This is a genomic window from Pseudomonas sp. GW456-L12 (genome assembly GCF_059424045.1).
In genome coordinates this window covers 259,871-285,565 of the sequence record NZ_JBWKZA010000002.1, presented here as the reverse complement: position 1 = coordinate 285,565, position 25,695 = coordinate 259,871, and the positions used below count along the sequence as shown (strand labels likewise).

24 protein-coding genes and 2 tRNA genes are annotated in these 25,695 nt (G+C 62.1%); 12 read left to right on the top strand and 14 right to left on the bottom strand.

Annotation, left to right across the window (positions count from 1 at the left end; translation table 11 throughout):
- Positions 1-546 carry a TetR/AcrR family transcriptional regulator gene (locus AC07Y9_RS03770; RefSeq protein ID WP_102679067.1) on the bottom strand — a complete coding sequence of 182 codons (546 nt, stop codon included), beginning with the start codon at positions 544-546 and terminating at the stop codon, positions 1-3.
- 91 nt (positions 547-637) lie between these two features.
- Here AC07Y9_RS03770 and AC07Y9_RS03765 point away from each other — a divergent pair, with 91 nt between their 5' ends.
- The 3 genes from AC07Y9_RS03765 (at position 638) to AC07Y9_RS03755 (ending at position 5,102) form a co-directional block, all read left to right on the top strand.
- The gene (locus AC07Y9_RS03765; protein WP_009045087.1) at positions 638-1,843 is read left to right on the top strand and encodes an MFS transporter; all 1,206 of its coding nucleotides are present in this window, start codon (positions 638-640) and stop codon (positions 1,841-1,843) included.
- 151 nt (positions 1,844-1,994) lie between these two features.
- Complete coding sequence (locus AC07Y9_RS03760) at positions 1,995-3,143, top strand: TDT family transporter (RefSeq protein WP_102679068.1); 1,149 nt, start codon at positions 1,995-1,997, stop codon at positions 3,141-3,143.
- Positions 3,144-3,227: 84 nt separating this feature from the next.
- A complete protein-coding gene (locus AC07Y9_RS03755) occupies positions 3,228-5,102 on the top strand; it encodes an MFS transporter (protein WP_102679069.1) in 1,875 nt (624 codons plus the stop codon).
- 64 nt (positions 5,103-5,166) lie between these two features.
- Here the strand turns inward: AC07Y9_RS03755 and sugE are convergent, their stop codons facing one another.
- From sugE to rdgC, 3 genes are all read right to left on the bottom strand, one after another.
- Positions 5,167-5,484, bottom strand: a complete 318-nt coding sequence (sugE, locus tag AC07Y9_RS03750) for a quaternary ammonium compound efflux SMR transporter SugE (RefSeq protein ID WP_007927818.1) — start codon at positions 5,482-5,484, stop codon at positions 5,167-5,169.
- 118 nt (positions 5,485-5,602) lie between these two features.
- Positions 5,603-6,568: a bile acid:sodium symporter family protein gene (locus tag AC07Y9_RS03745; RefSeq protein WP_102679070.1), complete on the bottom strand. Its 966-nt coding sequence runs from the start codon at positions 6,566-6,568 to the stop codon at positions 5,603-5,605.
- A 125-nt stretch (positions 6,569-6,693) separates the two neighbouring features.
- Entirely contained in the window at positions 6,694-7,614 is a 921-nt protein-coding gene (rdgC, locus tag AC07Y9_RS03740) for a recombination-associated protein RdgC (RefSeq protein WP_009045083.1), read from the bottom strand.
- A gap of 160 nt (positions 7,615-7,774) precedes the next feature.
- On the opposite strand from rdgC, the gene AC07Y9_RS03735 reads away from it, so the two are divergent.
- Positions 7,775-7,850: transfer RNA gene (locus AC07Y9_RS03735), tRNA-Val, on the top strand.
- Between the two features lie 19 nt (positions 7,851-7,869).
- Positions 7,870-7,946: transfer RNA gene (locus tag AC07Y9_RS03730), tRNA-Asp, on the top strand.
- Between the two features lie 129 nt (positions 7,947-8,075).
- Here the strand turns inward: AC07Y9_RS03730 and AC07Y9_RS03725 are convergent.
- Both AC07Y9_RS03725 and AC07Y9_RS03720 read right to left on the bottom strand, forming a co-directional pair.
- Positions 8,076-9,212, bottom strand: a complete 1,137-nt coding sequence (locus AC07Y9_RS03725; protein ID WP_102679071.1) for a catalase family protein — start codon at positions 9,210-9,212, stop codon at positions 8,076-8,078.
- 28 nt (positions 9,213-9,240) lie between these two features.
- A complete protein-coding gene (locus AC07Y9_RS03720) occupies positions 9,241-11,049 on the bottom strand; it encodes a di-heme-cytochrome C peroxidase (protein WP_102679122.1) in 1,809 nt (602 codons plus the stop codon).
- A 259-nt stretch (positions 11,050-11,308) separates the two neighbouring features.
- Here AC07Y9_RS03720 and bamJ point away from each other — a divergent pair, with 259 nt between their 5' ends.
- The 5 genes from bamJ to AC07Y9_RS03695 all read left to right on the top strand — a co-directional run bounded on the left by bamJ (position 11,309) and on the right by AC07Y9_RS03695 (position 14,015).
- The gene (gene bamJ, locus AC07Y9_RS03715; RefSeq protein ID WP_007927823.1) at positions 11,309-12,022 is read left to right on the top strand and encodes a BamJ family beta-barrel-assembly machinery protein; all 714 of its coding nucleotides are present in this window, start codon (positions 11,309-11,311) and stop codon (positions 12,020-12,022) included.
- 289 nt (positions 12,023-12,311) lie between these two features.
- A complete protein-coding gene (locus AC07Y9_RS03710; RefSeq protein ID WP_102679072.1) occupies positions 12,312-12,767 on the top strand; it encodes a YkvA family protein in 456 nt (151 codons plus the stop codon).
- Positions 12,768-12,873: 106 nt separating this feature from the next.
- Positions 12,874-13,215, top strand: a complete 342-nt coding sequence (locus AC07Y9_RS03705; protein WP_081002342.1) for a helix-turn-helix domain-containing protein — start codon at positions 12,874-12,876, stop codon at positions 13,213-13,215.
- Positions 13,212-13,583: a hypothetical protein gene (locus AC07Y9_RS03700; protein WP_007927825.1), complete on the top strand. Its 372-nt coding sequence runs from the start codon at positions 13,212-13,214 to the stop codon at positions 13,581-13,583. Before AC07Y9_RS03705 ends, AC07Y9_RS03700 begins: the two co-directional genes overlap by 4 nt.
- Positions 13,584-14,015, top strand: coding sequence for an SEL1-like repeat protein (locus tag AC07Y9_RS03695; RefSeq protein WP_102679073.1), 432 nt, complete (start codon positions 13,584-13,586; stop codon positions 14,013-14,015).
- Here AC07Y9_RS03695 and AC07Y9_RS03690 read toward each other — a convergent pair.
- On the bottom strand, positions 13,951-15,777 hold the full coding sequence (locus tag AC07Y9_RS03690) for a bifunctional diguanylate cyclase/phosphodiesterase (RefSeq protein ID WP_102679074.1): 1,827 nt from the start codon (positions 15,775-15,777) through the stop codon (positions 13,951-13,953). The genes AC07Y9_RS03695 and AC07Y9_RS03690 overlap by 65 nt on opposite strands.
- A 133-nt stretch (positions 15,778-15,910) precedes the next feature.
- Positions 15,911-17,995 carry a carboxy terminal-processing peptidase gene (locus AC07Y9_RS03685; RefSeq protein ID WP_164485204.1) on the bottom strand — a complete coding sequence of 695 codons (2,085 nt, stop codon included), beginning with the start codon at positions 17,993-17,995 and terminating at the stop codon, positions 15,911-15,913.
- A gap of 138 nt (positions 17,996-18,133) precedes the next feature.
- Here AC07Y9_RS03685 and AC07Y9_RS03680 point away from each other — a divergent pair, with 138 nt between their 5' ends.
- The gene (locus AC07Y9_RS03680) at positions 18,134-19,096 is read left to right on the top strand and encodes a zinc-binding dehydrogenase (RefSeq protein WP_062825001.1); all 963 of its coding nucleotides are present in this window, start codon (positions 18,134-18,136) and stop codon (positions 19,094-19,096) included.
- 111 nt (positions 19,097-19,207) lie between these two features.
- Here AC07Y9_RS03680 and AC07Y9_RS03675 read toward each other — a convergent pair whose 3' ends face one another.
- The 6 genes from AC07Y9_RS03675 to AC07Y9_RS03650 form a co-directional block, all read right to left on the bottom strand.
- Positions 19,208-19,861, bottom strand: a complete 654-nt coding sequence (locus tag AC07Y9_RS03675; protein WP_009045076.1) for an HAD family hydrolase — start codon at positions 19,859-19,861, stop codon at positions 19,208-19,210.
- A 113-nt stretch (positions 19,862-19,974) separates the two neighbouring features.
- Positions 19,975-20,964, bottom strand: a complete 990-nt coding sequence (locus AC07Y9_RS03670; protein ID WP_053262233.1) for an ABC transporter ATP-binding protein — start codon at positions 20,962-20,964, stop codon at positions 19,975-19,977.
- Positions 20,961-21,761 carry an ABC transporter permease gene (locus AC07Y9_RS03665; RefSeq protein ID WP_102679075.1) on the bottom strand — a complete coding sequence of 267 codons (801 nt, stop codon included), beginning with the start codon at positions 21,759-21,761 and terminating at the stop codon, positions 20,961-20,963. The genes AC07Y9_RS03670 and AC07Y9_RS03665 overlap by 4 nt, the downstream gene beginning before the upstream one ends.
- Positions 21,748-22,611, bottom strand: coding sequence for an ABC transporter permease (locus tag AC07Y9_RS03660; RefSeq protein ID WP_164523771.1), 864 nt, complete (start codon positions 22,609-22,611; stop codon positions 21,748-21,750). The genes AC07Y9_RS03665 and AC07Y9_RS03660 overlap by 14 nt, the downstream gene beginning before the upstream one ends.
- Positions 22,590-23,396: an alkaline phosphatase family protein gene (locus tag AC07Y9_RS03655; protein WP_087092411.1), complete on the bottom strand. Its 807-nt coding sequence runs from the start codon at positions 23,394-23,396 to the stop codon at positions 22,590-22,592. Before AC07Y9_RS03655 ends, AC07Y9_RS03660 begins: the two co-directional genes overlap by 22 nt.
- 126 nt (positions 23,397-23,522) lie before the next feature.
- Complete coding sequence (locus tag AC07Y9_RS03650) at positions 23,523-24,590, bottom strand: ABC transporter substrate-binding protein (RefSeq protein WP_102679076.1); 1,068 nt, start codon at positions 24,588-24,590, stop codon at positions 23,523-23,525.
- Positions 24,591-24,942: 352 nt separating this feature from the next.
- Here AC07Y9_RS03650 and phnR point away from each other — a divergent pair, with 352 nt between their 5' ends.
- A complete protein-coding gene (gene phnR, locus AC07Y9_RS03645; RefSeq protein ID WP_102679077.1) occupies positions 24,943-25,656 on the top strand; it encodes a phosphonate utilization transcriptional regulator PhnR in 714 nt (237 codons plus the stop codon).
- Positions 25,657-25,695: the final 39 nt, after the last annotated feature.

The following is a 25,695-nucleotide window of genomic DNA, read 5'->3' as shown; positions in this document are numbered from 1 at the left end:
TCAAGGCCGCAGCGCGATGTCGATCAGTTCATGCAGTTCCTGCACTTCAAGCGGTTGCGCGGCGAACAGGATGCGGAACACCGTTGGCGCCACCAGCATGTTCAACAGCCGGTCGATGCTGGGCAGGGCCGCCTCGCTGTGCCGGTGACGGTCGAGGATGATCTGCAATTGCCCGCTGAGAATGTTCACGCAATAGCCGGGCGTGCTGCTGCATTGCACGTCGCGCATCATGTTGCGCCCGGGTTCGGAGCTCATTTCGTCGAGGTATTGTTCGGCCCAGGCCCGCAGGTCGCCGCGCAGGCTGCCGGTGGCGGCCGGTTCGCTGTCCGGGCGCATGCGTTCCAGGGCGACATCCGCCAGCAGTGCCGACAGGTCGCCCCAGCGCCGGTAGATGGTCGAGGGCGTAACGCCGGCGCGGGTGGCGATTTGCGGCACGGTCAGGGTCGAGCGCTCCTGTTCTTCGAGGAGTTCCCTGACTGCCGAGTGGATGGATTCCTGTACCCGGGCACTGCGTCCGCCCGGGCGTAAACCTTCTTTAATAGCCATGGATCGAACCTTAACACAAAGAATTTGCTTTAAGAGCGAGGCGGTAGCACAATCCGCAAAAGCAAAAAATTAGCTTTAATGGAGCGTGCCCATGTCCAGTAGTGTCGACTCTTCACGGTCAAACCGTTCCAGACTGTTGTTTCTGGCGATCACCTTACTCAGTTTTCTCGCCGCTTCCAGTGTGCCGACGCCGATGTATCACCTGTATCAGGAGGCGCTGCAATTCTCGTCGGCGACCTTGACCCTGATCTTCGGCGTCTACGCCTTGAGCCTGTTGGCGGCGCTGCTGACCGTGGGCTCGCTTTCGGACTATCTGGGGCGCAAGCCGGTGATCTTCGTGGCGCTGCTGCTGGACATACTGGCGATGCTGCTGTTCATCCAGGCCGACAGCGTGGCCTGGCTGATTGCTGCCCGGGTGATGCAGGGCTTCGCCACCGGCATGGCCACCAGCGTGCTGGGGGCGGCGCTGCTGGATACCGACCGCCAGCAGGGGCCGTTGGTCAACAGCGTGGCGCCCTTGCTGGGCATGGCGTGCGGGGCGATGGGCAGCGGCTTGCTAGTGGAATATGCGCCGTTGCCGCTGCAACTGGCCTACTGGTTGCTGCTGGTGCTGTTTGTCGCCCAGGCGCTGTACGTCTGGCGCCTGCCGGAGACGGTCACTGCCCAGGCCGGTGTCTGGGCTTCCCTGCGGCCCTCGCTGCATGTACCGCCCCAGGCGCGGCGGGCGCTGTGGCTGGCGTTGCCGGTGGATGTGGCGGTATGGGCCGTGGGCGGGTTCTTTCTGTCATTGGCGCCATCGCTGGTGCGCACCGCGACAGGCTCGACCTCGAACCTGATCGGCGGTGGCCTGGTGGCGGTGCTGACCCTGAGCGGTGCCCTGATGATTGTTTCCCTGCGCCATCGTCCGGCCGACAAGGTTCTGCGGTTGGGCGCGAGCCTGCTGGCCGTCGGCATCAGCCTGATCCTCATCGCCGTGCACACCGCCAGCCTGCCGCTGTTCTTCCTCGGCACCCTGGTCACGGGCGGAGGTTTTGGCTCCGGGTTCCTCGGTGCTCTGCGCAGTGTGATGCCGCTGGCCTTGCCCCATGAGCGGGCGGGGTTGATGTCGGCGTTTTATGTCCTGAGTTATCTGGCGTTCTGCCTGCCATCCCTGTTGGCGGGAAACCTGACGCGCAGTTTCGGCCTGATCGCGACCACCGATGGTTATGGCGCGGTGTTGATCCTGTTGTCCCTGGGCGCTTTGCTGGGGTTGCTGCGTCAGCGAACCGCCAAGGCCTGCGTCGCGCAAGAGAGTTGAGCGCGACGCGGATGCCGGTAGTTGAAACGCAGGCAGTGTCTAGCTCTTATATTTATAAAATAGATAACAGATAGAGAAATTACCCGTTATATAGATATTCGATCCGGTTCTACCATGGGCTCCACCTCATCGGAGGACAGGAGATCACACCATGACATGCCCCAACACCCTCAGAACCGGACGGCCCTTGAGCCAGCTGCAGCATCCTCGCGAAGCCATCCGCCATTTCACCCCCAACTGGTTCGCCGCCACCATGGGCACCGGCGTGCTGGCCCTGGCGCTGGCCCAGTTGCCGCTGCGGATCCCGGGCCTGCACCTGTTGGCCGAGGCGCTGTGGTTGTTCACCATCGGGCTGTTCGTAGTGTTCAGCGTCGCTTATGCGGCACGCTGGGTAATGTTCTTCGACGAAGCCCGGCGGATTTTCGGGCACTCCACGGTCTCGATGTTCTTCGGCACCATCCCCATGGGCCTGGCCACCATCATCAACGGTTTTCTGCTGTTCGGCGTACCGCGCTGGGGTGACGGCGTGGTGCAGCTGGCCGAGCTGCTGTGGTGGCTGGATGTGGCGCTGTCGCTGGCTTGCGGGGTGTTGATTCCCTACATGATGTTCACCCGCCAGGAGCACCGTATCGACCAGATGACCGCGGTCTGGCTATTGCCGGTGGTCGCGGCCGAAGTCGCCGCCGCCAGTGGCGGGCTGCTGGCGCCGCATCTGGTGGACGCGCATTCGCAACTGGTGATGCTGGTGACCAGCTATGTGCTCTGGGCCTTCTCGCTGCCGGTGGCTTTCAGCATCCTGACCATTCTCCTGCTGCGCATGGCCTTGCATAAGCTGCCTCACGAAAGCATGGCTGCCTCGAGCTGGCTGGCCCTGGGGCCGATCGGCACAGGGGCCCTGGGCATGTTGCTGCTGGGCGCGGACGCTCCAGCGATCTTCGCCGCCAACGGCATGGCCGCAATGGGCGAAATCGCCGAGGGCCTGGGCCTGGTGGCCGGTATCACCCTGTGGGGTTTCGGCCTGTGGTGGATGCTGACGGCGCTGCTGATCACCCTGCGTTACCTGCGCGACGGCATTCCGTTCAACCTCGGCTGGTGGGGGTTCACCTTCCCGCTGGGGGTCTATGCCCTGACCACCCTGAAACTGGCCGCTACCCTGAACCTGACGTTTTTCGCGGTGTTCGGCAGCCTGTTGGTCCTGGCGCTGGCACTGATGTGGCTGTTGGTGGGCAAGCGCACGCTGCAGGGCGCTTATCGTGGCGAGCTGTTCGTTTCGCCTTGCATCGCAGGATTAGCGAAATAATCCGCGAACTTTAGGTAAGGTTGTGGCCTGGATCGAAGATCGATAATCCAATAACAGCATCCAAGCCACTCAGGGACATGGAAGATGAGTCACCCCTCACAGTTCACCTTGCTTCGTACGCGGCGTTTCCTGCCGTTCTTCATTACCCAGTCCCTCGGTGCGTTCAACGACAACATCTTCAAGCAGTCGCTGATCCTCACCATTCTCTACAAGCTGGCCATCGAGGGTGACCGCTCGATCTGGGTCAACCTCTGCGCCTTGCTGTTTATCCTGCCGTTCTTCCTGTTCTCGGCGCTGGCCGGGCAATTCGGCGAGAAATTCGCCAAGGACGCGTTGATCCGCCTGATCAAGCTCGGCGAGATTGTGATCATGGCCGTGGGGGCGGTGGGGTTTGTCTTCGATCACCTGTCGCTGATGTTGCTGGCGCTGTTCGCCATGGGCACCCACTCGGCGCTGTTCGGCCCGGTGAAATATTCGATCCTGCCCCAGGCGCTACGGGAGGAAGAGCTGGTGGGGGGCAACGGCCTGGTGGAAATGGGCACTTTCCTGGCGATTCTCGCCGGCACCATAGGCGCCGGGATCATGATGTCCTCCGCCCATTACGCACCGATTGTCTCGACGGCGATCATTGCCGTCGCCGTGCTCGGTTACCTCGCCAGTCGGGGCATCCCCCGGGCCGCGGCGGCCACCCCGGACATGCGCCTGAACTGGAACATCTTCAGCCAGTCCTGGGCCACCCTGCGCCTGGGCCTGGGGCAGACGCCGGCCGTGTCGCGCTCGATCGTCGGCAACTCGTGGTTCTGGTTTGTCGGGGCGATCTACCTGACGCAGATTCCGGCCTATGCCAAGGAGTGGATGCACGGCGACGAGACAGTGGTCACGCTGATCCTCACGGTGTTCTCGGTGGGCATCGCCGCCGGTTCCATGCTGTGCGAGAAGCTCTCGGGACGTAAGGTCGAGATCGGCCTGGTGCCTTTTGGCTCGTTCGGCCTGACGGTGTTCGGCCTGCTGTTGTGGTGGCATTCCGGCGGGATTGCGCCAAGCGAGGCGGGGTACAGCTGGCTCGAGGTACTCGGCTATGGCCACGCCTGGTGGGTGCTGATCGATATTCTCGGCCTGGGCATCTTCGGTGGTTTCTACATCGTGCCGCTGTATGCACTGATTCAGTCGCGGACCCCGGAGAACGAGCGGGCGCGGGTGATTGCCGCGAACAACATTCTCAACGCGTTGTTCATGGTGGTGTCGGCGATTGTCTCGATCGTCTTGCTGAGCCTGGCCAAGCTGTCGATCCCGCAGCTGTTCCTGGTGGTGTCGCTGCTGAACATCGCGGTCAACGCCTACATCTTCAAGATCGTCCCCGAGTTCAGCATGCGTTTCATGATCTGGCTGCTCAGCCATTCCATGTACCGGGTCGAGCACCGCAACCTGGAGGCGATCCCGGATGAAGGCGCGGCGTTGCTGGTGTGCAATCACGTGTCCTTCGTCGATGCCTTGCTGATCGGCGGCGCGGTGCGGCGGCCGATTCGTTTCGTGATGTATTACAAGATCTACAACCTGCCGGTGCTCAACTTCATCTTCCGTACCGCCGGGACCATTCCGATTGCCGGGCGCAACGAGGACATCCAGATCTACGAAAGGGCGTTCACCCAGATTGCCCGCTACCTCAAGGATGGCGAGCTGGTGTGCATCTTCCCGGAAGGCAAGCTGACCGCCGATGGCGAGATCAATGAGTTCAAGGGCGGGCTGACGCGGATTCTCGAAGAGACACCGGTACCGGTGATTCCGCTGGCGTTGCGGGGGCTGTGGGGCAGCTTTTTCAGCCGCGATCCAAGCAAGGGACTGTTCCGTCGCCTGTGGTCGCGAGTGACCCTGGTGGCGGGTTCGGCCGTGACCGCCGACAGTGCCGAACCGGCCCGTTTGCAAACCCTGGTGGGTGAGCTGCGCGGTAGCGTGCGCTAGGTTTCCAGCGCCTATAAAAACGCCCACAGAGTTGTGGGCGTTTTTGTTGGGGCGTTTGCTTGTATCAGGCCGCGCTGACCTTCAAGCCGATCAGCCCGGTAATGATCAGCGCCACGCTGGCCAGGCGGAACAGCGCCATGGACTCACCGAACAGAATGATCCCGGCGATCACCGTGCCGACCGCGCCGACTCCGGTCCAGATGGCATAGGCAGTGCCCAGCGGCAGCTCCTTCATGGCCAGCCCCAGCAGGCCGAGGCTGACCGCCATGGCGGCGATGGTCAGGGCGGTGGGGAGAGGGCGACTGAAACCGTCGGTGTACTTGAGGCCGACGGCCCAGCCCACTTCGAACAGGCCGGCGAAAAACAGAATGATCCAGGACATGATGACCTCCATCGATTGACGGGGTCGTCCCCAGATTAATGACTCGATCGAGCCGCGGGGTCGTCCCCGCGTTGCGCAGTATAGTGCCCATCATTAATCCGGGGATCAAGGTTTCTCCTCAGTCGTTCGCCTGCTGGGCAGCCAGTGCGCGGTCGTCCTTTTCGCTCATGCGGCGGAACCAGGTGGAAAGCAGCGCCCCGGAAATGTTGTGCCAGACGCTGAACAATGCGCTCGGCACCGCCGCCAGCGGCGAGAAGTGCGCGCTGGCCAGGGCGGCGCCGAGGCCGGAGTTCTGCATGCCGACTTCCAGGGCCAGGGATTTGCGTTGCGCCAACGGCAGCTTGAACAGGCGGCCGGTGAAGTAACCCAGCAGGTAACCGAAGCTGTTATGCAGCATCACCACGACCATGATCAGCAGGCCGGACTCGGCGATTTTCGCCTGGCTGGCGGCCACCACCGCGGTGACGATGATCACGATGCTGACCACCGACACCAGCGGCAATACCTCCACCGCATGCCGTACCCGGTCGCCAAGCACACGCTGGGCAATCACCCCGAGCACGATCGGCAGCAGTACCACTTGCAGGATCGACCAGAACAACTCCATGAACGAGACCGGCAGCCAGGCCGAGGCCAGCAGCCAGATCAGGGCCGGGGTCAGCAGCGGCGCCAGCAGGGTGGTGACGGCGGCGATCGCCACTGACAGCGCCAGATCGCCGCGGGCCAGCCAGGTCATGACGTTGGACGACGTACCGCTCGGGCAGCAGCCGACCAGGATCACGCCGACGGCGATTTCCGGCGGCAGGTGGAATACCTGGCACAGCAACCAGGCCACGCCCGGCATGATCACGAAGTGCGCGACCACGCCCAGGGCCACACGCCACGGATGGCGCGCGACTTCGGCGAAGTCTTCGAGCTTCAGGGTCAGGCCCATGCCGAACATCACCAGGCCCAGCAGCGGCACGATGGCGCCCTTGAGGCCGATGAACCAGTCTGGCTGCAAGAACGCCACCACCGCGAAAATCAGAACCCAGTAGGCAAAGGTATTGCCGACAAAACGACTTAATGCTGCCAGTGCACGCATGGCCTGTTCCTTCTTATATGAAAACGCCACCGAAAGCGGTGGCGTCTGTGGTGCTCCCGCAGGAGCGAGCGAGTTGGCGATTAGGCCGGATGCGGCCCGTCGCCAGCAAGCAGGCTGCTACAAGGTCAGATGCCTTGTGGAATCTCTTCGCCACCCAGGGCTTCGAACAGCGCCGGGAGGAAATCGCCGAAGGTCAGCATCATCAGGGTGAAGCTGGCATCCAGCTGGCCGAGGGCTTCGTCGCCGCCGTCCTGTTCCGCCTGATCCTGCAGCAGGTCTTCGAACTTCAGGCGCTTGACCGTCATCTTGTCGTCGAGCATGAAGGACAGTTTGTCCTGCCAGGCCAGGGACAATTGGGTGACCACCTTGCCGGTGCTCAGGTGCAGCTGGATTTCTTCGCTGGTCAGGTCCTGGCGCTTGCAACGGACGATACCGCCGTCTTCATGGGTGTCGCGCAGCTCGCACTCGTCGAGCACGAAGAAGTCGTCGGCGGCTTGTTGGGTTTTCACCCAGTCGGTCATGATCGCGGTCGGCGCGGTCTTCACGGTCAGCGGACGCACCGGCAGGGTGCCGAGTACTTCGCGCAGGGTGGAGAGCAGGTCTTCGGCGCGTTTCGGGCTGGCCGAGTTGACCAGGATCAGGCCCTGTTTCGGCGCGATGGCGGCGAAAGTCGAGGAGCGGCGGATAAAGGCACGGGGCAGGAATGCCTGGATGATTTCATCCTTGATCTGATCGCGTTCCTTTTTATAGACCTTGCGCATTTGCTCGGCTTCGATCTCTTCGACCTTTTCCTTGACCGCGTCGCGCACCACGCTGCCAGGCAGAATACGTTCTTCCTTGCGCGCGGCGACCAGCAGGAAGTCCTGGCTGACGTGGACCAGCGGCGCATCTTCGCCTTTGCCGAATGGCGCGACGAAACCGTAAGTGGTCAACTCCTGGCTTGCACATGGACGCGCCAGTTTGGTGGCCAGTGCGGTTTCCAGCGCCTCAGCATCAAAGGGCAGATCTTGGGTCAGGCGATAGATAAGCAGGTTCTTGAACCACATGGGGTGAATCTCTCCTTTATACAAAGGGGGGCATTATTCTCCGCGCAGCTCCATAGGCCAACCCTCCGCTAAGCCTTTGGAAGGCCTGAAAAAATTATTTTAAAAAGTGCTTGCCAGAGTAGGGGACGCTCCGTAGAATGCGCGCCACACCGAACGTGAAGGGTGATTAGCTCAGCCGGGAGAGCATCTGCCTTACAAGCAGAGGGTCGGCGGTTCGATCCCGTCATCACCCACCATTCGCTTTCAGTGCTACGCGCAGCGGTAGTTCAGTCGGTTAGAATACCGGCCTGTCACGCCGGGGGTCGCGGGTTCGAGTCCCGTCCGCTGCGCCATATTCGATGAGCTGGAACACTGAACGCCAGCTCATAACAGAAAGCCCGCTAACGCGGGCTTTTTGCTGTCTGGAGTATGTAAATGTTCCCCAAAAAAGTGGCCCGCGGGCCGCTTTTTTCGTTTCTGGATCACTGCTCGGCATTGCGGCTGTGCCGGTAGTCACTGACCGCTTCGTACACCGCCTTGCGCAGGCGGTTGATGCCGCCGATGGGGCGGTGCGCTTCCAGCCCGAACCAGGGGTTGAAGGACAGGTTGTCGCATTGCAGGTTCTGCCGCGGGGTATCGAAGTCCTGGGCAGGAATTTTGATCCGCGCCACGGTTTCGAAGGGCGCATCGCTTTCTCGCCATTCGATGCTGGTGTCTTCGATGGGCATGTAGTGGCTTGGGTCCTGGCGCTGCACCTGCAATACCAGGCAGGCCGGCACGCGGTCGGTCGACAGCTGCTGGTTCAGGGCGTTGCGTAGAAAGTTGGGCAGGGCCTGGTTTTGTGCAGGCAGGTTATACGTCGGGCAGCTGTCGGGGTCCGGCGCGACGCGGAACTTGGCGTTGGCGCTGCCGAACTTGTAGGGCGAAACCGAAAAATAGTGGGTTTGCGTCGGGCTGGCCGGGGGCGGTGACAGGGTGGCCAAGGCAATGAACAGGTGGCGGACCTGCCAGGTGCGTGGGTCCCAGCCGGGGAAAAAGGCTCCGACCTTTTTTCCGTCCGCCTGCGCGGCGACATTCTGCCGGTACTCGGCGACATCGCTGACGAAGAAGTTCGGATGGTTGAACATCACGAAGTCCTGCTCGCCACGGCCCTGCTGTTCCTTCAATAGCTGGGTGCCGGGCACATTCAACAACTTGATTGCCATCCCGCGCGCGTCACGAATGCTGTCGAACTGTGGATAAGCATTGCCGTTGGACAGCCGCACCATGGCTTGCCAGGTCTTGCCGGGCTCGGCGAACACGCCCTGGCGCAACGGCGGCGCCAGTTGCTCGAGCACCTGGACCTCGGCTTTTACGCAGCCGTGGGCCTTGGCGTGGGCGTCGCGCAGGTAACGGGTGTTATCCCGGTGCTGATCGACGATGCGCACGGCGGTCTGGATGATGTCCTGGGTCATGGTGGCTTCGCCGGGCGGGACCTGTTCTTCGGTCGAAACCGGCCCCTGGTAGCGCCAGATCGACCAGGCGCTGCTCAGCGCCCAGCCGAGCAGGGCGATCAGCACCAGCAGCAGAAGTGTCTTGAGCAGCAGCGCCCCTATGCGCAGCCATAAGGTGATCAGCATGAAACCGTCCTTTCGATGAGGGCCAGGGTCATGGCAGTTGCGCCTCCAGCGGTCCGCCCAGCACTTTCAAGTATTCCAGCAGGGCCCAGCGTTCCTCGGGTTGCAGCAGGCGGCCGATCACCCCGTCGCCACGCTTGCCCGAACGGAATTCATGGCCGCTGTTGTGATTGCCGCTGATCCTGGTATCGAACAGGAAGCCGTTCTTGAACGGCTCGGTACGATAGCCCAGATGCTTCGGATCGTATTCGAAGGTGCCTTTATAGAAGGTGCTGGCGCGTTCGTCCTGAGGCGAAAGCAACTGATACAGGCTGGGCACCGAGCCGTTATGCAGGAAGGGCGGGGTAGCCCATACCCCGGCCAGCGGCCGGGCCTTGTAGGCGCGCAGTTCGCGGACGCCGATCGGCAAGCCGTAGCCGTCGAGTCGCGGGCGTTCCGCCGGGGTCACCTGGGCATCCCGGTAGGCGCGCTCCTCGACGAAGGCGGTGACATAGGCCAGGCCCTTGGCCGCTGACAGCTGGCGCATGTCCAGCGGCTCAGCGGGTGTGGGGTGCAACTGGACATTTGATTGCGCCAGTTCGGTGGCGTCCCATTGCAGCGCGCTCAGGTCGTAACGCTGATCGGCAATATTGTTGGCCGTATTCGGGTCGGTGCCGATCACCGCGACTGGCAGCATCTTCAGTTGTTGTACCGGGCGCCCGTTGACCTCGGTGACCGGCGGGACATGGCAACCTGCACAGTTTTCCGCGAACAGCGCTCGCCCCTTGGCCGCCAGGGGCTTGTCGATGCCGCCGAACAGTTCTTCTGGCCAGGTCGGCGGTTTCAGTCGTTGCAGGGTTTCTTCGATGCGGTTGAGGTCGCGCACCCGAACGCTCGACGCGTATCGGGCATCGCCCTTGAGCGGCTGGCCCTGGGCATCGAAGAAGTTCAGGGTGGCGCCTACACCCAGCGCCTCGCCGATATTGCGGGCCATGGGTTGCTGGGCCGAGCCGTTCCACTGCACCCAGTCGAAGGTCCAGATGTCCCATAGCTGCGGATAGTCCACCGGTGCGTTGGCTACCCGATAGTTGTCGGGGGAAATGGCGTCGCCGAAGCTGGCATTGGCGATCCGGCCAAAGGCATCGGTACGTCCGGGGCCTTCCTCGGTGGGATAGAGGCCGCGGTGAGTGTCGTTCCAGGCGACGTGCAAGAAGGTGTCCAGCGACGCCTTGAAGTCCTTGCGCAGTTGTTCATGCTCGGCGTCGTAGTTCTGGCCCAGCACGTTGCGGGCGAAGCGCTCGAATTTCCACGGGTTGTAATAGGTCGACGCCAAGCTGGCGACCAGGGCCTGGCCGAAGCTGCCGCCGCGCAGGGTGGGCACGCTGGAGGGCAATACATGTTGTGCCGAACCGCCGTCGATCCGCAGGGCCTGTTGGTTGTAGCGCAGCTCGCCGGTGTGGCAGGCGGCGCAGGTGATGTCCAGGTACTGCTGCGGGCTGCCAGGGTTCTGATGGCGGGTGAAGCCGACCGGCAGGTTCGCCGGGTTATCGGCGCTGGCCTGCTGCGCCGGATCCACCAGGAAGCCGAAGCGGGCCAGGTACTGCGGCGCGGCGAAGCGTTGCGTGGAGAAGGGCAGTTCCAGGGCGGCGAACCACTCATAACGCAGGCCCTTCACCTGAGTGCCCTGGGGGGTGAAGTAATAGGTCTGGCGGTCGGCAGCGCTCCATTGATCCTGATAGTGCACCTGCCGGGCGGGCATATAGTCGGGCAATTTCGGATTGGCCACGTAATACAGGACCACGGCCAGGGCGACGCCGATCAGGGCGAGGATCAAGAGCAAAACACGGGATAAGAGGCGCAAGATAAACATCCTTGTCGAGTTGTGGCTCTCTTATGCCTCAAGGGCAAACTGCCGGGCAAGTGGCCATTACGTCCGCTGTCGTTACTTTGCGGTCGGGGTGTTCTTTCCCGCGCTCGTTGTAATGGCTGGCGAAATGCTTTTAAACACGTGAACTTATCGGGCTAATCCGGCTCTCATGCCGGTAGCCATTGGTCGTGGCCGCCTGATAAGCTCGCGGCTTTACTCGATTGCCCTTTAGGCGCATGAACAAGGAAATAGCATGAAACAGCATCGGTTAGCGGCGGCGGTAGCCCTGGTTAGCCTGGTACTCGCGGGTTGTGACTCGCAGACCAGCGTGGAGCTGAAAACCCCGGCGCAGAAAGCTTCCTATGGTATCGGCCTGAACATGGGCAAAAGCCTTGCCCAGGAAGGTATGGATGACCTGGATTCCAAAGCGGTAGCCCAGGGCATCGAAGATGCCATCGGCAAGAAAGAACAGAAGCTGAAAGACGACGAACTGGTCGAAGCCTTCGCCGCGCTGCAAAAGCGTGCTGAAGAGCGCATGGCCAAGATCAGCGAAGAGTCGGCAGCAGCCGGCAAGAAATTCCTCGAAGAAAACGGCAAGAAGGCTGGCGTGACCACTACCGCCTCCGGCCTGCAGTACGAAGTGCTGAAAAAAGCCGATGGCGCCCAGCCTAAGCCGACCGACGTGGTGACCGTTCACTACACCGGCACCCTGACCAACGGCACTGTGTTCGACAGCTCGGTCGAGCGCGGCAGCCCGATCGATCTGCCGGTCAGCGGCGTGATTCCGGGTTGGGTCGAAGGCCTGCAACTGATGCACGTCGGCGAGAAGTACAAACTGTACATCCCGAGCGATCTGGCCTACGGCGCACAGAGCCCGAGCCCGGCCATTCCGGCCAACTCGGTTCTGGTGTTCGAGCTGGAACTGCTGGGTATCAAGGATCCAGCGAAACAAGACGACGCCAAGTAATCTTCGTCTGGTTCAATGACAACGCCCCGTTCTTACGGGGCGTTGTCGTATCTGGTCGTTGGTCCGGGAAAAAATGCGAACCCACGGCATAAGGCATAGTCTTAACAGCACGTGTTGCGGCTAGCCGCATGAGGCTGCCAAGTCAATGAAATTATGGGTTTTTTTATGTGAGTAAAAAACGCCCGATCTGAGCCGAGCCCTTGTAAAACGGGGCTTTCAGCTGTGAAAAGCGGCTCTGTTCACAAGGTTATCCACAATTTGTGTGGATAACATTTCAGTGGGAGTGACGATGAAAGCACCCTGGAATTTTGCCCGCTTCCTGCCCCTGGCCGGCCGCTTGCTCAGCCGTGGCCGACTGCCGACCCTGTTGTTCGCCGTGGCCAGCAAAGGCGCCTTGCAAGGCGGCCGTCTTGGCAAGCTCAAGGACGATCTGCGCCTGCTGCAGGCCCTGTGCCTGGCTTACTGGCGTGGTGAGTACCGCGCCATCAGCCCCAAGGCGCTGCTGTCGGTGGTCGCGGGCCTGATGTACTTCCTCAGTCCGCTGGATGCCATCCCGGACTTCCTGCCGATGTTCGGCATGCTCGACGATGTCGCCGTTCTGGCCTGGATCATGAAAACCCTGGACGGCGAACTCAACGCCTTTCGCGCCTGGCGCAATCGCCAGCAACCGGAGAAGCTGGCGGTAGTGGAACGTTTGCCTGACACCCCGGAACAACTGCAATTGGAAGGTCCGAAGAAAAACTGAGTGAATTCGGATCCATACAACGATGCCCCCGCGACCTTAGTGACTGTTAGGATTACACTTCATAAGGAAAAGTCCGACTCGTTATGTGTCGTCCTACGGGGTAGTAATGGATATTCAGATAATTGCACGCGATGGCGAGCCCGAATATGCGGTTCTGCCATGGGCTCAGTATCAGGCTTTACTAAAAGCCGCAGGTATCACCGAACAATCTCCGCGAGAAGCCAGGGGGCCTGTCGCGACCACAGCCGACCAGCCGCTTCCAGGTCTGGATCAACTTCGCAGTTTGCGTGAAGCCAAGGGCATCGCCATTGAGGCGCTTGCCCGTACGGTAGGTATCAGTCCGTCATATCTGGCCATGATTGAAAGCGGTGAGCGTCAACCCGACGCCGCTATACGCCGTAGCCTGGCCTGGGAATTGACGGTTCCGGGTTGGAGGGATGAATCGTGAGCGTAAGGATCAGTCGTCAACATTGGGATGGCCTGTTGGGGGAACTCGACCAGGCCCGTCGGCAACGCCATCTTTTGACCTATCGCGCTCTGCTTGAGCGCTTGCAGCTACCCAGCCCCGCCATGCAGACCCTGACGGCGGCCCTTGAGCATCTGGCCGCGCTGGATGCGCGTGCGGAGCAGCCATTGCGCAGTTCGCTGGTGATCAGCCAGGGGGCGAGTCGATTGCCGCGCACCGGTTTTTTCGAGTGTGCGGAACGCCTCGGGCGTTTTTCCGGGCCTTCCGATGGGGTCGCGGCCGCGTCGTGGCACGCCTCGGAAGTGGTTCGTGTGTTCGAGTACGAATACCCCGAGTCGGTGGAGGCCTGAGTGTTCTGGCGCCTCAAGGCGCGAGCCGGCTACTGGCTGGCTCGCCGGTTGTTTCATTGGCCCTGGCTTGTGCGTCAACCCCGGGGCTGGCATTGGCTGGAGGGGCAATTGGCGCGCATGGCGAACCTGGGGGACGTCGACGCACAGAGCTTTTATGGCCATATCCTGACCTTTCGTGGCCAGGGGCTGGGGGCTCGCGAAGAAGGCATACGCCTGTTACGTCTTGCCGGCTTGGCCGGGGACGCCAAGGCGGCCTATCAGATGGGCGTCATCAGCCTGGCCGGTTCGCCCAGCAAGGCCGCGGATGCGGCGCAAGCCGCCCGTTGGTGGACCCTGGCGGCGAAAGCCGGGCATCCCCTGGCCGAGGTCAAGCTGGCGCAGCTGAATCAGTCGAGTACGCCGGATCCGCTAGCCGGTCCGCGTCAGCCGTAAAGCCGTCTGCCATCTGGCGGCTGTCGATCACATGGATGCTGTAGCCCGGCACGTTCTTGGCGTGATGCTTTGCTTGCGAGGCCAGCTCGGCCAACTGGCTGGCATCGAGTTGTCCACAGGCCTGTGGATACAGGTGCACCACGCCAATGGACAGTGACAGCAAGGCGAACTCCTGGCGAATGCCCTGGCGGTTGGGGGCGATGAAGCAGCCGGCTTCCAGGTGTTCGCTGCGATAAAAACGCCGGCACTGGCTATGGAAGTCGTCCAGCAGCTGGTTCAGGCGTTTTTGCCAGTCCTCGGGGCCCAATACCAGGAGAAAGTCGTCGCCGCCGATATGGCCGACGAAATCGCGGCTGGGGTCCACCCGGTCATTCAGGCACTGCGCCAGGCACAACAGCACTTCATCGCCACGGCCGTAGCCATAGATATCGTTGAAGGGCTTGAAGCTGTCAATGTCCACGTAACAGATCAGCGATTCCCGTCCTTGTTGCAGCAGGTGGGTCAGGCACTGCTGGATCGGCACGTTGCCAGGCAGCAGGGTCAATGGGTTGGCATAACGCGCCTGCTGGATCTTCAGCTCGGTAATCAGCTTGAGCACATCGATCACCCGCCCCAGGCCCAGGTAGCTACCGTTGAGGGTGATGATGAAATCCTCTTCGATCCGTTGCCGGGCACGGCTGGTGATCAGGCGGCTGACTTGTTGCAGCGACTGGCTGATCTCTACCGCGAGGAAGTCATCGTTCATCAGGCGGCTGATGGGCTTGCGGGCAAACAGGTCGGTGGCGAAGGGCTTGAGCAGGGCATCGGACAATGAATGGCGGTGCACGATGCCGCAGGGCTGGCCCTGTTCGTCGAGCACCGCCAGCGAGTTGAGGTTGGCCTGGCGGCGGAAGGCTTCCAGCACCGTGGCCGTCGGTATGTCGCGTGCTACCGCCGGTTGTTCGTTGAGCAGGGCACTGAGGTCGCTGCCTTCGTCGTTGAGCGTCGCGGGGGGGCTTTCGCGCTTGGGCAGCAGGTTGCGGCCATCGCGGGGCGGATGTTCCTGGGGGCGGCAGAGCAGGTAACCCTGTAGCAGGCCCACGCCCATTTCCGTGAGCACCTCCAGCTCTTCCGCCACTTCGATGCCCTCGGCGATCACCTGGGCCCGGGAGGCCTTGGCAATTTGCAGGATCGAACCGACGAACTCACGCTTGAGGGCATCCTGATGAATGCCGTCGATAAAGTGCCGGTCGATCTTCACGTAGTCCGGGCGCAGCTCGGACCACAGGCGCAGGCTCGAATAACCGGCGCCAAGGTCGTCCAGGGCGATCGAGAAACCCATGTCCCGATAGTGATGCAGCGCATTGTGCAGCAGCTGGAAGTCATCGATCGGCGTCTGCTCGGTGAGTTCGATCACCACCTGGCTCGGCGGGATACCGAAGTCCTGCAGCAATTGCAGGGTGCGGCCGGGCTGGTGGGCGGCTTCCAGCAATGACTCCGGAGACACGTTGAGGAACAGCTTGCCGGGCAACTGCTGCTCGCTGAAACCCTTGCAGGCGCTCTGGCGGCAAGCGATTTCCAGCTCGCTGAGGCGTCCGGCCTGGCGGGCCACGGCAAACAGGGCGACAGGGGAGTGCAGCGGGCTGTTGGACGGACCACGGGTCAAGGCTTCATAGCCGAGAATGCGTCGTTCGGAGAGGCAGATGATCGGCTGGAACAGACTGTGCAAACCGCTTTGAGCCAGGATTGAACTCAAGGCACTCAGCTGTTCGGTCGTGGTCATGGCGATCTCTGTCGATAAAAAAAGGACCGGGCGCGCCCTTGATTCAAGAGCAGCGCCCGGTCCTTTATTTCACGACAGAATGATGACTGTTTGATGACGCTCCGAGGAGCGTCAGCATTAAATTGCCATCATCTCAGTGCTTGGCGACCGCGGTGTTGAGCTTCAGGTAATCGAGGAGGATTCGCCCGGTTTCGCTGAGGTAAGCGTCGTCTTCCGGCTTGGTCTTGTCCGGATCGGCGGCCGCAATGGCGTCCTCGTCTTCTTTCTTCAGCTCCTTGAGCGGCTCTTCACCCTTGGCCTTGCGGCGGATGTTTTCCAGCGTCAACTGCTTGGCCTCGATGTCGGCGTGTTGTGCCCGACGTTCGGCTTCGTTGAGGCTGACGGTTTTTTCCGCCATCAGCTTCTTGGCCAGGGCCAGCTTGTCGCGGATGAAGACGAACTCGGCGTCCTTGGCCGAGCGCACGTCATGCTCGGATTTCAGCTGCGCGAGGAACGGCTTGAACGGATCCACCGCCGGCTTGATGGCCGGGCGAATGGTGTCCCACGGCATGGCTTCGGGCAGGGCGCTTTCGCCGATTTCCTTGGTGTCGATGATCGACGGGTAATCGATGTCCGGCAGTACGCCCTGATGCTGGGTGCTCTGCCCGGAGACCCGGTAGAACTTGGCCAGGGTCAGTTTCAGCTCGCCGTGATTGAGCGGCTGGATGGTCTGCACGGTGCCTTTGCCGAAGGTCTGGCCACCGATGATCAGGGCACGGTGATAGTCCTGCATCGCACCGGCGAAAATCTCCGAGGCCGAGGCCGAGAGACGGTTGACCAGCAGCGCCATCGGCCCTTTGTAGAAGGCGCCAGGGTTTTCATCTTCGAGCACATCGACCCGGCCGTCGGCGTTACGCACCAGCACGGTAGGGCCCTTGTCGATGAACAGGCTGGTCAGCTCGGTGGCTTCCTGCAGGGAACCGCCGCCGTTGTTGCGCAGGTCGATGACCACGCCGTCGACCTTGTCTTTCTGCAACTCGGTCAGCAGTTTCTTCACGTCACGGGTGGTGCTCTTGTAGTCCGGATCGCCGGCACGGAAGGCCTTGAAGTCCAGGTAGAAGGCCGGGATCTCGATCACCCCGAGCTTGTAGTCCTTGCCGTCCTGCTTGAGGTTGAGGATCGACTTCTTCGCCGCCTGCTCTTCCAGCTTCACCGCTTCGCGGGTGATGGATACGATCTTGCTGGTCTGGTCGTTCGGCGCGTTGCTCGCCGGGATGATTTCCAGGCGCACCACCGAGCCTTTCGGACCGCGGATCAGCTTGACCACTTCGTCCAGGCGCCAGCCGACCACGTCGACCATTTCCTTGTCGCCCTGGGCCACGCCGATGATCTTGTCCGCCGGGGCCACCTGCTTGGTCTTGTCCGCCGGGCCGGCCGGCACCAGGCGCACGACCTTGACCTGGTCGTTGTCGCTCTGCAACACGGCGCCGATGCCTTCCAGCGACAGGCTCATGTTGATGTCGAAGTTCTCCGCGTTATCCGGCGACAGATAGTTGGTGTGCGGGTCGTAGGACATGGCGAAGGTGTTGATGTACGCCTGGAAGATATCTTCGGCGCGGGTCTGGTCCAGGCGGGCGAGCTGATTCTTGTAGCGCTTGGTCAGCGTTTCCTGGATCTGCTTGGGTTCCTTGCCAGCGATCTTCATGCGCAGGACTTCGTCCTTGACGCGCTTGCGCCACAGGTCGTCGAGTTCCGCGGTGGTCTTGAGCCAAGGCGCGTCCTTGCGATCGATCAGCAAGGACTCCTTGGTGGTGAAGTCGAATTTGTCGACGCCTTTGCCCAGCTCGGCCAGGGCAAAGTCCAGGCGCGCCTTGACGCGGTCCAGGTAGCGTTTGTAAATGATGAAGCCGGCGTTCAGGTCACCGCTTTTCAGGAAGTCGTCGAACTGGGTTTTCCACTTGTCGAATTCCGCGATGTCGCTGGCCATGAAGTAGCTGCGCGACGGGTCCAGCAGCTTCAGGTAGCTGTCATAGATGATCGCCGAGCGCGCGTCGTCCAGCGGTGGCTTGCTGTAGTGATGACGCTTGAGCAGCTCGACGACATTGAGGCTGGCAATTACCTCGTCGCGATCCGGCTGAAGTTTGTCCCAGCTATTGGCTGCGAACGTATTGGTCGACATCGGCAGCAGACCGAGACCAATGAAAAGAGCGAGGGCGGTGCTGGGGAACAAATGCTTCATGCTGATTCGACGCGGGGGCAATTGATAACGCATATTAGGCCGTCTTTGAAGTCGCCGGTTCCACAAGGACCGGTCGCATAATGCAAAAAGCCCGGTGCTACAGCTCCGGGCTCAGTCCAGACTCACTATGGAGGCACTGTGAAAGCATTGCAAGGCGTTGAAGGTCATGTGGAGTGGGTTGAAGAGCCCAGTCCGACGTGCGACGTAGGACAAGTGCGAATCCGCGTGGCGGCCGCGGGACTGAACCGGGCCGACCTGTTGCAACGGGCCGGGCTCTATCCGCCGCCACCGGGCGCCAGCAAGGTGTTGGGCCTTGAATGCTCAGGCGTGATCAGCGAGGTCGGCCCGGGCTCTGCGTGGCAGGTCGGCGATCGGGTCTGCGCGCTGCTGGCCGGGGGCGGCATGGCCGAGGAAGTGGTGGTCGATGCCCGTCATGTCCTGCCGGTGCCGGAAGGGCTGTCCCTGGCGCAAGCGGCGGCGCTGCCCGAGGTGTACAGCACCGCCTGGCTGAACCTGTTCCAGCTGGCGGCCCTCAAGCCGGGGGAGAAGGTCCTGCTGCACGCCGGCGCCAGCGGTGTCGGTTCGGCCGCGATCCAGTTGTGCAAGGCATTCGGCAACCCGTGCTGGGTCAGCGTCGGTTCCGCCGACCGCCTGGCCTACTGTGAAGCGCTGGGGGCCCAGGGCGGCGTGGTGCGCACCGACGGCCTGGAAGGCCTGCGGGATTTCGGGCCGTTCGATGTGATCCTGGATCCGGTCGGCGCCAACTATGCCGCGCATAACGTCAAGCTGCTGGCCCTGGACGGGCGCTGGGTGCTGATCGGCTTGATGGGCGGGCGCGAGGCCCAGTTGGACCTGGCGCAGATCCTCGGCAAGCGCATCCAGTTGCTGGGTTCGACCCTGCGCAGCCGCGACGAGCAGTTCAAGGCCGATCTGTTCAGCGACCTCAGCCAGCATGTCTGGCCACTGTTCGCCGAAGGGCGCCTGAGCCCGCAGCTGGCCATGACCTTCCCGATCAAGGACGCCGAAGCGGCCTTTGCCGAGCTGGCGACCAACCAGGTGTCGGGCAAGCTGGTGCTGCTGATCGACGAGACCTTGGCCTGATCCTGTAGCCACTGCCGAAGGCTGCGATAAGCCCAAAGGGCTTCAGCGATCTTCAGATCTTGCGCCCACGTTGTGGGCGATCGCAGCCTGCGGCAGCGGCTACAGAGGCACCTACTTCCACTGATGAATCGGCCAGCCGGCCTTTTCCGCGTGTTCGCGCAGTACCGGGTCCGGGTTGACCACATGCGGGTAGTCGACCTTCAGCAGCAACGGCAGGTCGTTGCGCGAGTCGGAATAGAAGCTCGCGCCTTCGAGGTTTTCTTCTTCGGCATCCAGCCATTCCAGCAGGCGGGTGACCTTGCCTTCGCGGTAGGTCAGGGTGCCCAGGGTATTACCGCTGTAGACCCCGTGCAGGACCTCCAGCTCGATCCCCAGGACTTCATCGATGCCCAGGCGTTCGGCGATGGGCTGGACCAGGTGAGTGCCCGAGGCCGAGATCACCAGGATCCGGTCGCCGGCCTTGCGGTGGGCTGCGATGGCTTTGCAGGCGTCGCTGAAAATGATCGGCTCGATCACGTCCTCGACCCAGGGGCCGACCAGGTGCCCGACCTCTTCCGGGGTGCGGCCGGCCATCGGCTCCAGGCTGAAGGCCATGAACTCCTCCATGGCCAGCTTGCCGTGGCTGTAGGCGTCCATCAGCTCGTTGTTGCGGCGCATGAAAGACTCGCTGTCGACCCAACCGAGGCGCCCCATCTGTTCGCTCCAGAGGGTGGCGCAGTCGCCGTGGATCAGGGTCTCGTCCAGATCAAAAATTGCCAGGGCCATTAGTGCAGTTCTCTCCGAGAACAGCTTCAAGCTATAAGCTTCAAGCTGCAAGAATTGGATTTAGGTGCTTAGCAGTCTATCTATAACTTGAAGCTTGCAGCTTGTCGCTGCCGTCAAGCTACTTCACAGAGGGCCGTGGGATCGATGGAAAGTGCCAGGCGTTGGCCGTCGGGGTGCAGATCGTCCGGCGAGCGGTTCAGCACATCCACCACCAGTTCCACGCCACGGGCTTCGACCCGGTAGCGGATCACGTTGCCCAGCAGGCTATGGCTGCGGATCAGCGCGTCGGGTTCGCCGTCCTTGCGCAGTTCGATGGCTTCTGGGCGAATCGCGATACGCCCGTTGATCGGCCGCTGCAGCAGCTTGCTGGCGCTCTCGGCATCCAGCAGGTTGTAGTTGCCGATGAAGCCAGCGGCGAACACATCCACCGGTGCGGTGTAGAGCGTCTCGGCGTCGCCGCTCTGGACGATCTTGCCCTGGTTCATCAGGAAAATACGGTCGGACATGGTCAGGGCTTCTTCCTGATCGTGAGTGACGAAAATCGTGGTCAGCCCCAGTTCGCGCTGGATCTGCCGGATCTGTTCGCGCAGGTGCTTGCGGATCCGCGCGTCCAGCGCCGACAGCGGCTCGTCCAGCAGCAACAGGCGCGGACGGGTCACCAGCGAGCGGGCCAGGGCCACGCGCTGGCACTGGCCCCCGGACAGTTGATGGGGATAACGGCTGGCGAAGTCGTGCAGTTCCACCAGGCGCAGGACTTCGAGCACGCGCTGGTGGCTCTCGTCGGCGTTGACCTTCTGCATGCGCAGGCCGAACGCCACGTTCTGCTCCACGGTCATGTTGGGGAACAGCGCATAGCTCTGGAACACCATGCCGATCCCGCGTTTCTGCGGGCTCAGGGGCACGATGTCGTGGCCGTCGAGGAGGATCTTGCCGGCGTCCACCGGGGTCAGGCCGGCGATGCAGCGCAGCAGGGTGGACTTGCCGCAGCCGGACGGGCCGAGCAGCGTGACGAATTCGCCCTTGTGGATTTCGCAGTTGATGTCGCTGAACACCGGGGTGCCACTGTAATTTTTCTGCAGGTGTTGGACGCTGACGAAGCTCATTGGCTTTTGTCCTTGTTCAAGATGTTGGCGGCCCAGGTCAGAACCAGCACAAAGAAGAAGTAGGAAATCACCAGCGCACTGGTGAAGTGGCCGCTGCTGTTGCGCATGTTGTTCAGGTAGACCTGCAGGGTTTCGTAGCGGGTGCCCACCAGGATGTTGGCGAACACGAACTCGCCGAACAGGAACGAGAACGACAGCAGCAGGGCCACCATCAGGCCCTTGCGCAGATTCGGCAGCACCACCAGGAAAGCCGCCTGCCAGGTACTGGCGCCCAGCAGATGAGCGGCGTCCATCAGGTCGCGCAGGTTGATCGCTTGCAGGTTATTGGTGATCGCCCGGTACATGAACGGCAGGGCCACGGTGAAGTAGCAGCCGACGAGGATCCACGGCGTGCCGACCATGGCGAACGGTCCCGAACCGTAGAGTTGCAGCAGGCCCACCGAGGACACCACCGGCGGCACCGCGAACGGCAGCAGGATCAGGATGTTCATCAGTGCATCGAGCCTTGGGAAGTGGTAGTGCACCACGAACAGCAGGGGCAGGATCAGCACCACCGACAGGATCAGGGCGCCGACGCAGACCAGCAGCGACTGGCCGAAGGCGTGCAGGAAGCGCGGGTCGCTCCACAGCTGGATGTACCACTTGAAGGTGAAGCCGCTGGGCAGGATGGTCGCCGACCAGTTGCTGGCGATGGAGTAGACCAGGGTCCCGGCCAGCGGCAGCAGGAGGATAGCGAACAGCAGGTACACCACGACCCGGTGATAGAGGGCGGCGGAGCCGGGTTCAGCGCGAGACATGGTAGCTCCTCTTCAACAGCAGCTGATGGACGATGGTCACCAGGGTCATCAGCGCCACCAGGACCACGGCCAGGGCGCTGGCCATGTTCGGGTCGAGGGAGATGTCGCCGGAAACCATGGCGGCGATGCGGATCGGCAGCACGTTGAAGTTGCCGGTGGTCAGTGCATAGACCGTGGCATAGGCGCCCAGGGCGTTGGCCAGCAGGATGACGAAGGTCCCCAGTAGCGCCGGGGTCAGCACCGGCAGGCCGATGTGGCGCCAGAACTGCCAGCCACTGGCGCCAAGCAGTGCCGCGGACTCGCGCCAGTCTTCGCGCAGGGCATCGAAGGCCGGGTAGAGCAGCAGCACGCCCAGGGGGATCTGGAAGTAGGTGTAGAGGATGATCAGGCCGGTCTTGGAGTACAGGTTGAAGTCCTGAATGATCCCCGCCTGCTTGAGCATGATGGTGATGCTGCCGTTGAAGCCCAGCAGGATGATGAAGGCGAACGCCAGGGGCACGCCGGCGAAGTTGCTGGTCATGTTGGCGAAGGCGTTGACGAAGTTGCGCAGCTTCGAGTCGACCCGGCGCAGCGAGTAGCTGCCGAGAATCGCGATGACGATGCCGAACACGCTCGACCAGAAGCTGATCTCCAGGCTGTACTGGATGGCTTGCAGATAGAACCTGGAACTGAAGATCTTGTTGAAATTGGCCAGGCCCCAGCCGAACTCTTCCGATTGCAGGCTGTTGATCAGCACCCAGAGCAGCGGGGCGATCTGGAACACGATGAAGAACAGGGCAAACGGCAGCAGGCACAGGATCGCCAGCCATTTGCCGCGGGTGAATGCATTCACTTCAGCAACTCCCGGCATACAGGTTTGTCGTGGGGCACGCCGAGCAACTCGCAGATGGTGCCGCACAACTCGGTCTGATCCGGCGTGGCGACGGGGCTGAAGCTGAATGCATCGCCGAGAACGAACAACGGCACTTCCCGCTCCTCCGGCAGCAGGCCGTTGTGGGAGCGGTCGTTGTTCATGCCGTGGTCGGCGGTCACCAGCACCTGGTAGCCGGCGTCGAGCCAGCCTTGCAGGTAATCGGCGAGGATGATGTCGGCCGCGCGTGCGCTGTTGCGGTACTGCGGGGTGTCGAGGCCGTGCTTGTGGCCGGCGTCGTCGATGTTCATCGGGTGCACCAGCAGAAAGTTCGGGGCATGGCGCAGCCGCAGGTGTTCGGCGTCGGCGAACAGGTGGGAATCGGGGTAGTGGTCGTTCCAGTAGAAATGCCCGTGCTGGATCGGCAGCTTCTTGTTGTCGGTATGCCGGTCCCGGGCCGGGTTGAACGGTGAGCGGTTGTACAGCTCGCTGATCCAGTGATAAGCCGCGGCGGCGGTGCCGAGCCCGGCGGCGCTGGCGTAGTGGAAAATGCTGCGCTGGTTGGACAGGCGCGAGACGTTGTTGTGCACGATGCCGCTGTCGATCGGTGGCACCCCGGTCAGGATGCATTCGTAGAGCGGTCGGGACAGGGCCGGCAGTTCGCATTCCAGCTTGTACAGCGCTGCGCGTCCCGCGCCGACGTAGGCCTGAAGGTGTCCCATGGCATGGCGGGCGACCTCATGGTTGAGGCCGTCGAGCACGACAAGGATGACGTTGTGTGACATGGGGGAGGACTCCGAAAGACAACCAGGTGCCTGTAGGAGCGAGCTTGCTCGCGATGGCATCTCTGCGGTTCCAGGACAGACCGCAGCGCCTGGATCGCGAGCAAGCTCGCTCCTACAGATGCAGCATTACTGCATGTTGATGATCACTTCTTCCTGCCATTTCTGTGGCAGGCCCTTGGAGGTTTTCTCCCAGGCGTCGGCGTCCTTGATCGGCGTGACTTTCTTGTACTGCTCGTTGGGCAGCAGGTTGGCCTGGACTTCGGCGGGCAGGGTCAGGTGTTCGGCGCGGATCGGACGGGCATTGCCGCGCGCCAGGTTGATCTGGCCGGCATCGCTGAAGATGTATTCACGGGTCAGCTTGGCCGCATTCGGGTGCTTGGCGTATTTGTTGATGATGGTGGTGTAGCCGGAGATCACCGAACCGTCCGAGGGGATCAGCACGATGTAGTCGTCCTTGTTGACCATCTTGTTGCGGTAGCTCAGGCCGTTGAAGTCCCAGACCACGCCGACTTCCACTTCACCCTTTTCCATGGTGGCGATGGTTGGGTTGGCCAGGGACAGGCGCCCCTGCTTGGCGATCTCGGCGAACATCAGCAGCGCCGGCTGGATGTTCTTTTCATCGCCGCCCTTGGCGATGGCCGCGGCCAGCACGCCGTTGGCGGCCTGAGCGGCGGTGCTCACGTCGCCGATGGAGACCTTGTATTTGCCTTTCTCCAGGTCGGCCCAGCTTTTGGGGGCTTCGGAGCCGTGCAGCAGCTTCTTGTTGATGATGAAGGCGATGGTGCCGGTGTAGGCCAGCGCCCAGTTGCCGTCCTTGTCCTTGGCCCAGTCCGGGACCTGGTCCCAGGTGCTTGGCTTGTAAGCCTGGACCACGCCCTGCTTGACCGCGATCGGGCCGAAGGCCGCGCCCACGTCGCCGATGTCGGCGCTGGCGTTGTCTTTCTCGGCGGCGAACTTGGCGATCTCCTGGGCCGAGCTCATGTCGGTGTCGATGTGCTTGAGGCCGTAGTGCTTGGCCAGGTCTTCCCAGGTCCCTTTCCAGTTGGCCCAGTCGTCGGGCATGCCGACGCTGTTGACGGCGCCTTCGGCTTTCGCCGCGGCTTCCAGGGTCTTCAAGTCGGTATCGGCGGCCATGGCGGCGGTGCACAGGGCAATGGTCGAGCCTAACAGTGATGCCAGGAAAAGCTGTTTCATCCGAAGCTCCTTTGGGCGTGTTCAACGCTGTGTTTGTCTAACGTTGTTGGTCTAGGTCAGCAATACCTGAGCCAATTTAAGCCGGCTGGATGACACTTTGATGTCGGCATCAGTCCTGCAAGGCGTTTGCGAGTGTCAGGCACGGGTCTGCGAGATAAGCGTAGCCCAGGGCTAAACAGCTGATATGAAAGGACTTGGCCAGCCAATTGCAGGTGTCTGGCACAGCGATTTGGCGGCGTTGTCATCTGTCAGTCATATGCAGTGCCTAGGCTCTCGGTGAAGGCTGAGTGCCTTTTTCCCTGGCACGTTTTGCCCTGAAACAGTGCTGGTCTAGTCCAGATAGGTAACGTTGATGCGCGAAGAGGCAGTCAAGGCGGTGACAGCCATTGGGCAGGTCCTGCAGGAACAGATCGATCACGGGTTGTTGGCACCCGGTAGCAAGCTGCCGGCCGAGCGCAAGCTCAGCGAGTTGTTCGGCACTACGCGGATTACCGTGCGCGAAGCCTTGTTGCAGCTGGAGGCCCAGGGCCAGATCTACCGCGAGGAGCGGCGCGGCTGGTTCGTCTCGCCGCCACGGCTGGCCTACAACCTGATGCAGCGCAGCCATTTTCACGCGATGGTCAGCGCCCAGGGGCGCGTGCCGTCGACCGAGATGATTTCGGCGCGCCTGCAACCGGCTTCAGCGGCGGTCTGTGCCTGGCTGCAACTGCCGGCGCTGTCCAGCGTGATCCAGATCCGTCGGGTACGACGTATCGACGAGCGTCTGGTGCTGTATGTCGAGCACTACCTCAATCCGCAGTACTTTCCGGGCATTCTCGATTTCGACCTGAACCAGTCGATCACCGAGCTGTACGCGCGGCACTACGACCTGCATTACGGGCGGGTGCGCTTCGAGATCGTGCCGACCTCCTTGCCGGTGGAGGCCGCGGCGGCGTTGAAGGTTTCGGTCGGCAGCCCCGGGCTGCGGATCGCCCGGGTCAATTACGACCAGCACCAGCGCCTGATCGACTGCGACCTGGAGTTCTGGCGCCACGACGCGATCCATGTCGGTGTCGATGTGGTCTGAGCCCGCTCCCGGTGCGGGAGCGAGCTTGTTCGCGATGAC

Excerpts from the sequence above, each read along its gene's own strand:
- AC07Y9_RS03770 (WP_102679067.1), bottom strand. The coding sequence starts at position 546 with ATGGCTATTAAAGAAGGTTTACGCCCGGGCGGACGCAGTGCCCGGGTA.
- AC07Y9_RS03765 (WP_009045087.1), top strand. The coding sequence starts at position 638 with ATGTCCAGTAGTGTCGACTCTTCACGGTCAAACCGTTCCAGACTGTTG.
- AC07Y9_RS03760 (WP_102679068.1), top strand. The coding sequence starts at position 1,995 with ATGACATGCCCCAACACCCTCAGAACCGGACGGCCCTTGAGCCAGCTG.
- AC07Y9_RS03755 (WP_102679069.1), top strand. The coding sequence starts at position 3,228 with ATGAGTCACCCCTCACAGTTCACCTTGCTTCGTACGCGGCGTTTCCTG.
- sugE (WP_007927818.1), bottom strand. The coding sequence starts at position 5,484 with ATGTCCTGGATCATTCTGTTTTTCGCCGGCCTGTTCGAAGTGGGCTGG.
- AC07Y9_RS03745 (WP_102679070.1), bottom strand. The coding sequence starts at position 6,568 with ATGCGTGCACTGGCAGCATTAAGTCGTTTTGTCGGCAATACCTTTGCC.
- rdgC (WP_009045083.1), bottom strand. The coding sequence starts at position 7,614 with ATGTGGTTCAAGAACCTGCTTATCTATCGCCTGACCCAAGATCTGCCC.
- AC07Y9_RS03725 (WP_102679071.1), bottom strand. The coding sequence starts at position 9,212 with ATGCTGATCACCTTATGGCTGCGCATAGGGGCGCTGCTGCTCAAGACA.
- bamJ (WP_007927823.1), top strand. The coding sequence starts at position 11,309 with ATGAAACAGCATCGGTTAGCGGCGGCGGTAGCCCTGGTTAGCCTGGTA.
- AC07Y9_RS03710 (WP_102679072.1), top strand. The coding sequence starts at position 12,312 with ATGAAAGCACCCTGGAATTTTGCCCGCTTCCTGCCCCTGGCCGGCCGC.
- AC07Y9_RS03705 (WP_081002342.1), top strand. The coding sequence starts at position 12,874 with ATGGATATTCAGATAATTGCACGCGATGGCGAGCCCGAATATGCGGTT.
- AC07Y9_RS03690 (WP_102679074.1), bottom strand. The coding sequence starts at position 15,777 with ATGACCACGACCGAACAGCTGAGTGCCTTGAGTTCAATCCTGGCTCAA.
- AC07Y9_RS03685 (WP_164485204.1), bottom strand. The coding sequence starts at position 17,995 with ATGAAGCATTTGTTCCCCAGCACCGCCCTCGCTCTTTTCATTGGTCTC.
- AC07Y9_RS03675 (WP_009045076.1), bottom strand. The coding sequence starts at position 19,861 with ATGGCCCTGGCAATTTTTGATCTGGACGAGACCCTGATCCACGGCGAC.
- AC07Y9_RS03670 (WP_053262233.1), bottom strand. The coding sequence starts at position 20,964 with ATGAGCTTCGTCAGCGTCCAACACCTGCAGAAAAATTACAGTGGCACC.
- AC07Y9_RS03665 (WP_102679075.1), bottom strand. The coding sequence starts at position 21,761 with ATGTCTCGCGCTGAACCCGGCTCCGCCGCCCTCTATCACCGGGTCGTG.
- AC07Y9_RS03660 (WP_164523771.1), bottom strand. The coding sequence starts at position 22,611 with ATGCCGGGAGTTGCTGAAGTGAATGCATTCACCCGCGGCAAATGGCTG.
- AC07Y9_RS03655 (WP_087092411.1), bottom strand. The coding sequence starts at position 23,396 with ATGTCACACAACGTCATCCTTGTCGTGCTCGACGGCCTCAACCATGAG.
- AC07Y9_RS03650 (WP_102679076.1), bottom strand. The coding sequence starts at position 24,590 with ATGAAACAGCTTTTCCTGGCATCACTGTTAGGCTCGACCATTGCCCTG.
- phnR (WP_102679077.1), top strand. The coding sequence starts at position 24,943 with ATGCGCGAAGAGGCAGTCAAGGCGGTGACAGCCATTGGGCAGGTCCTG.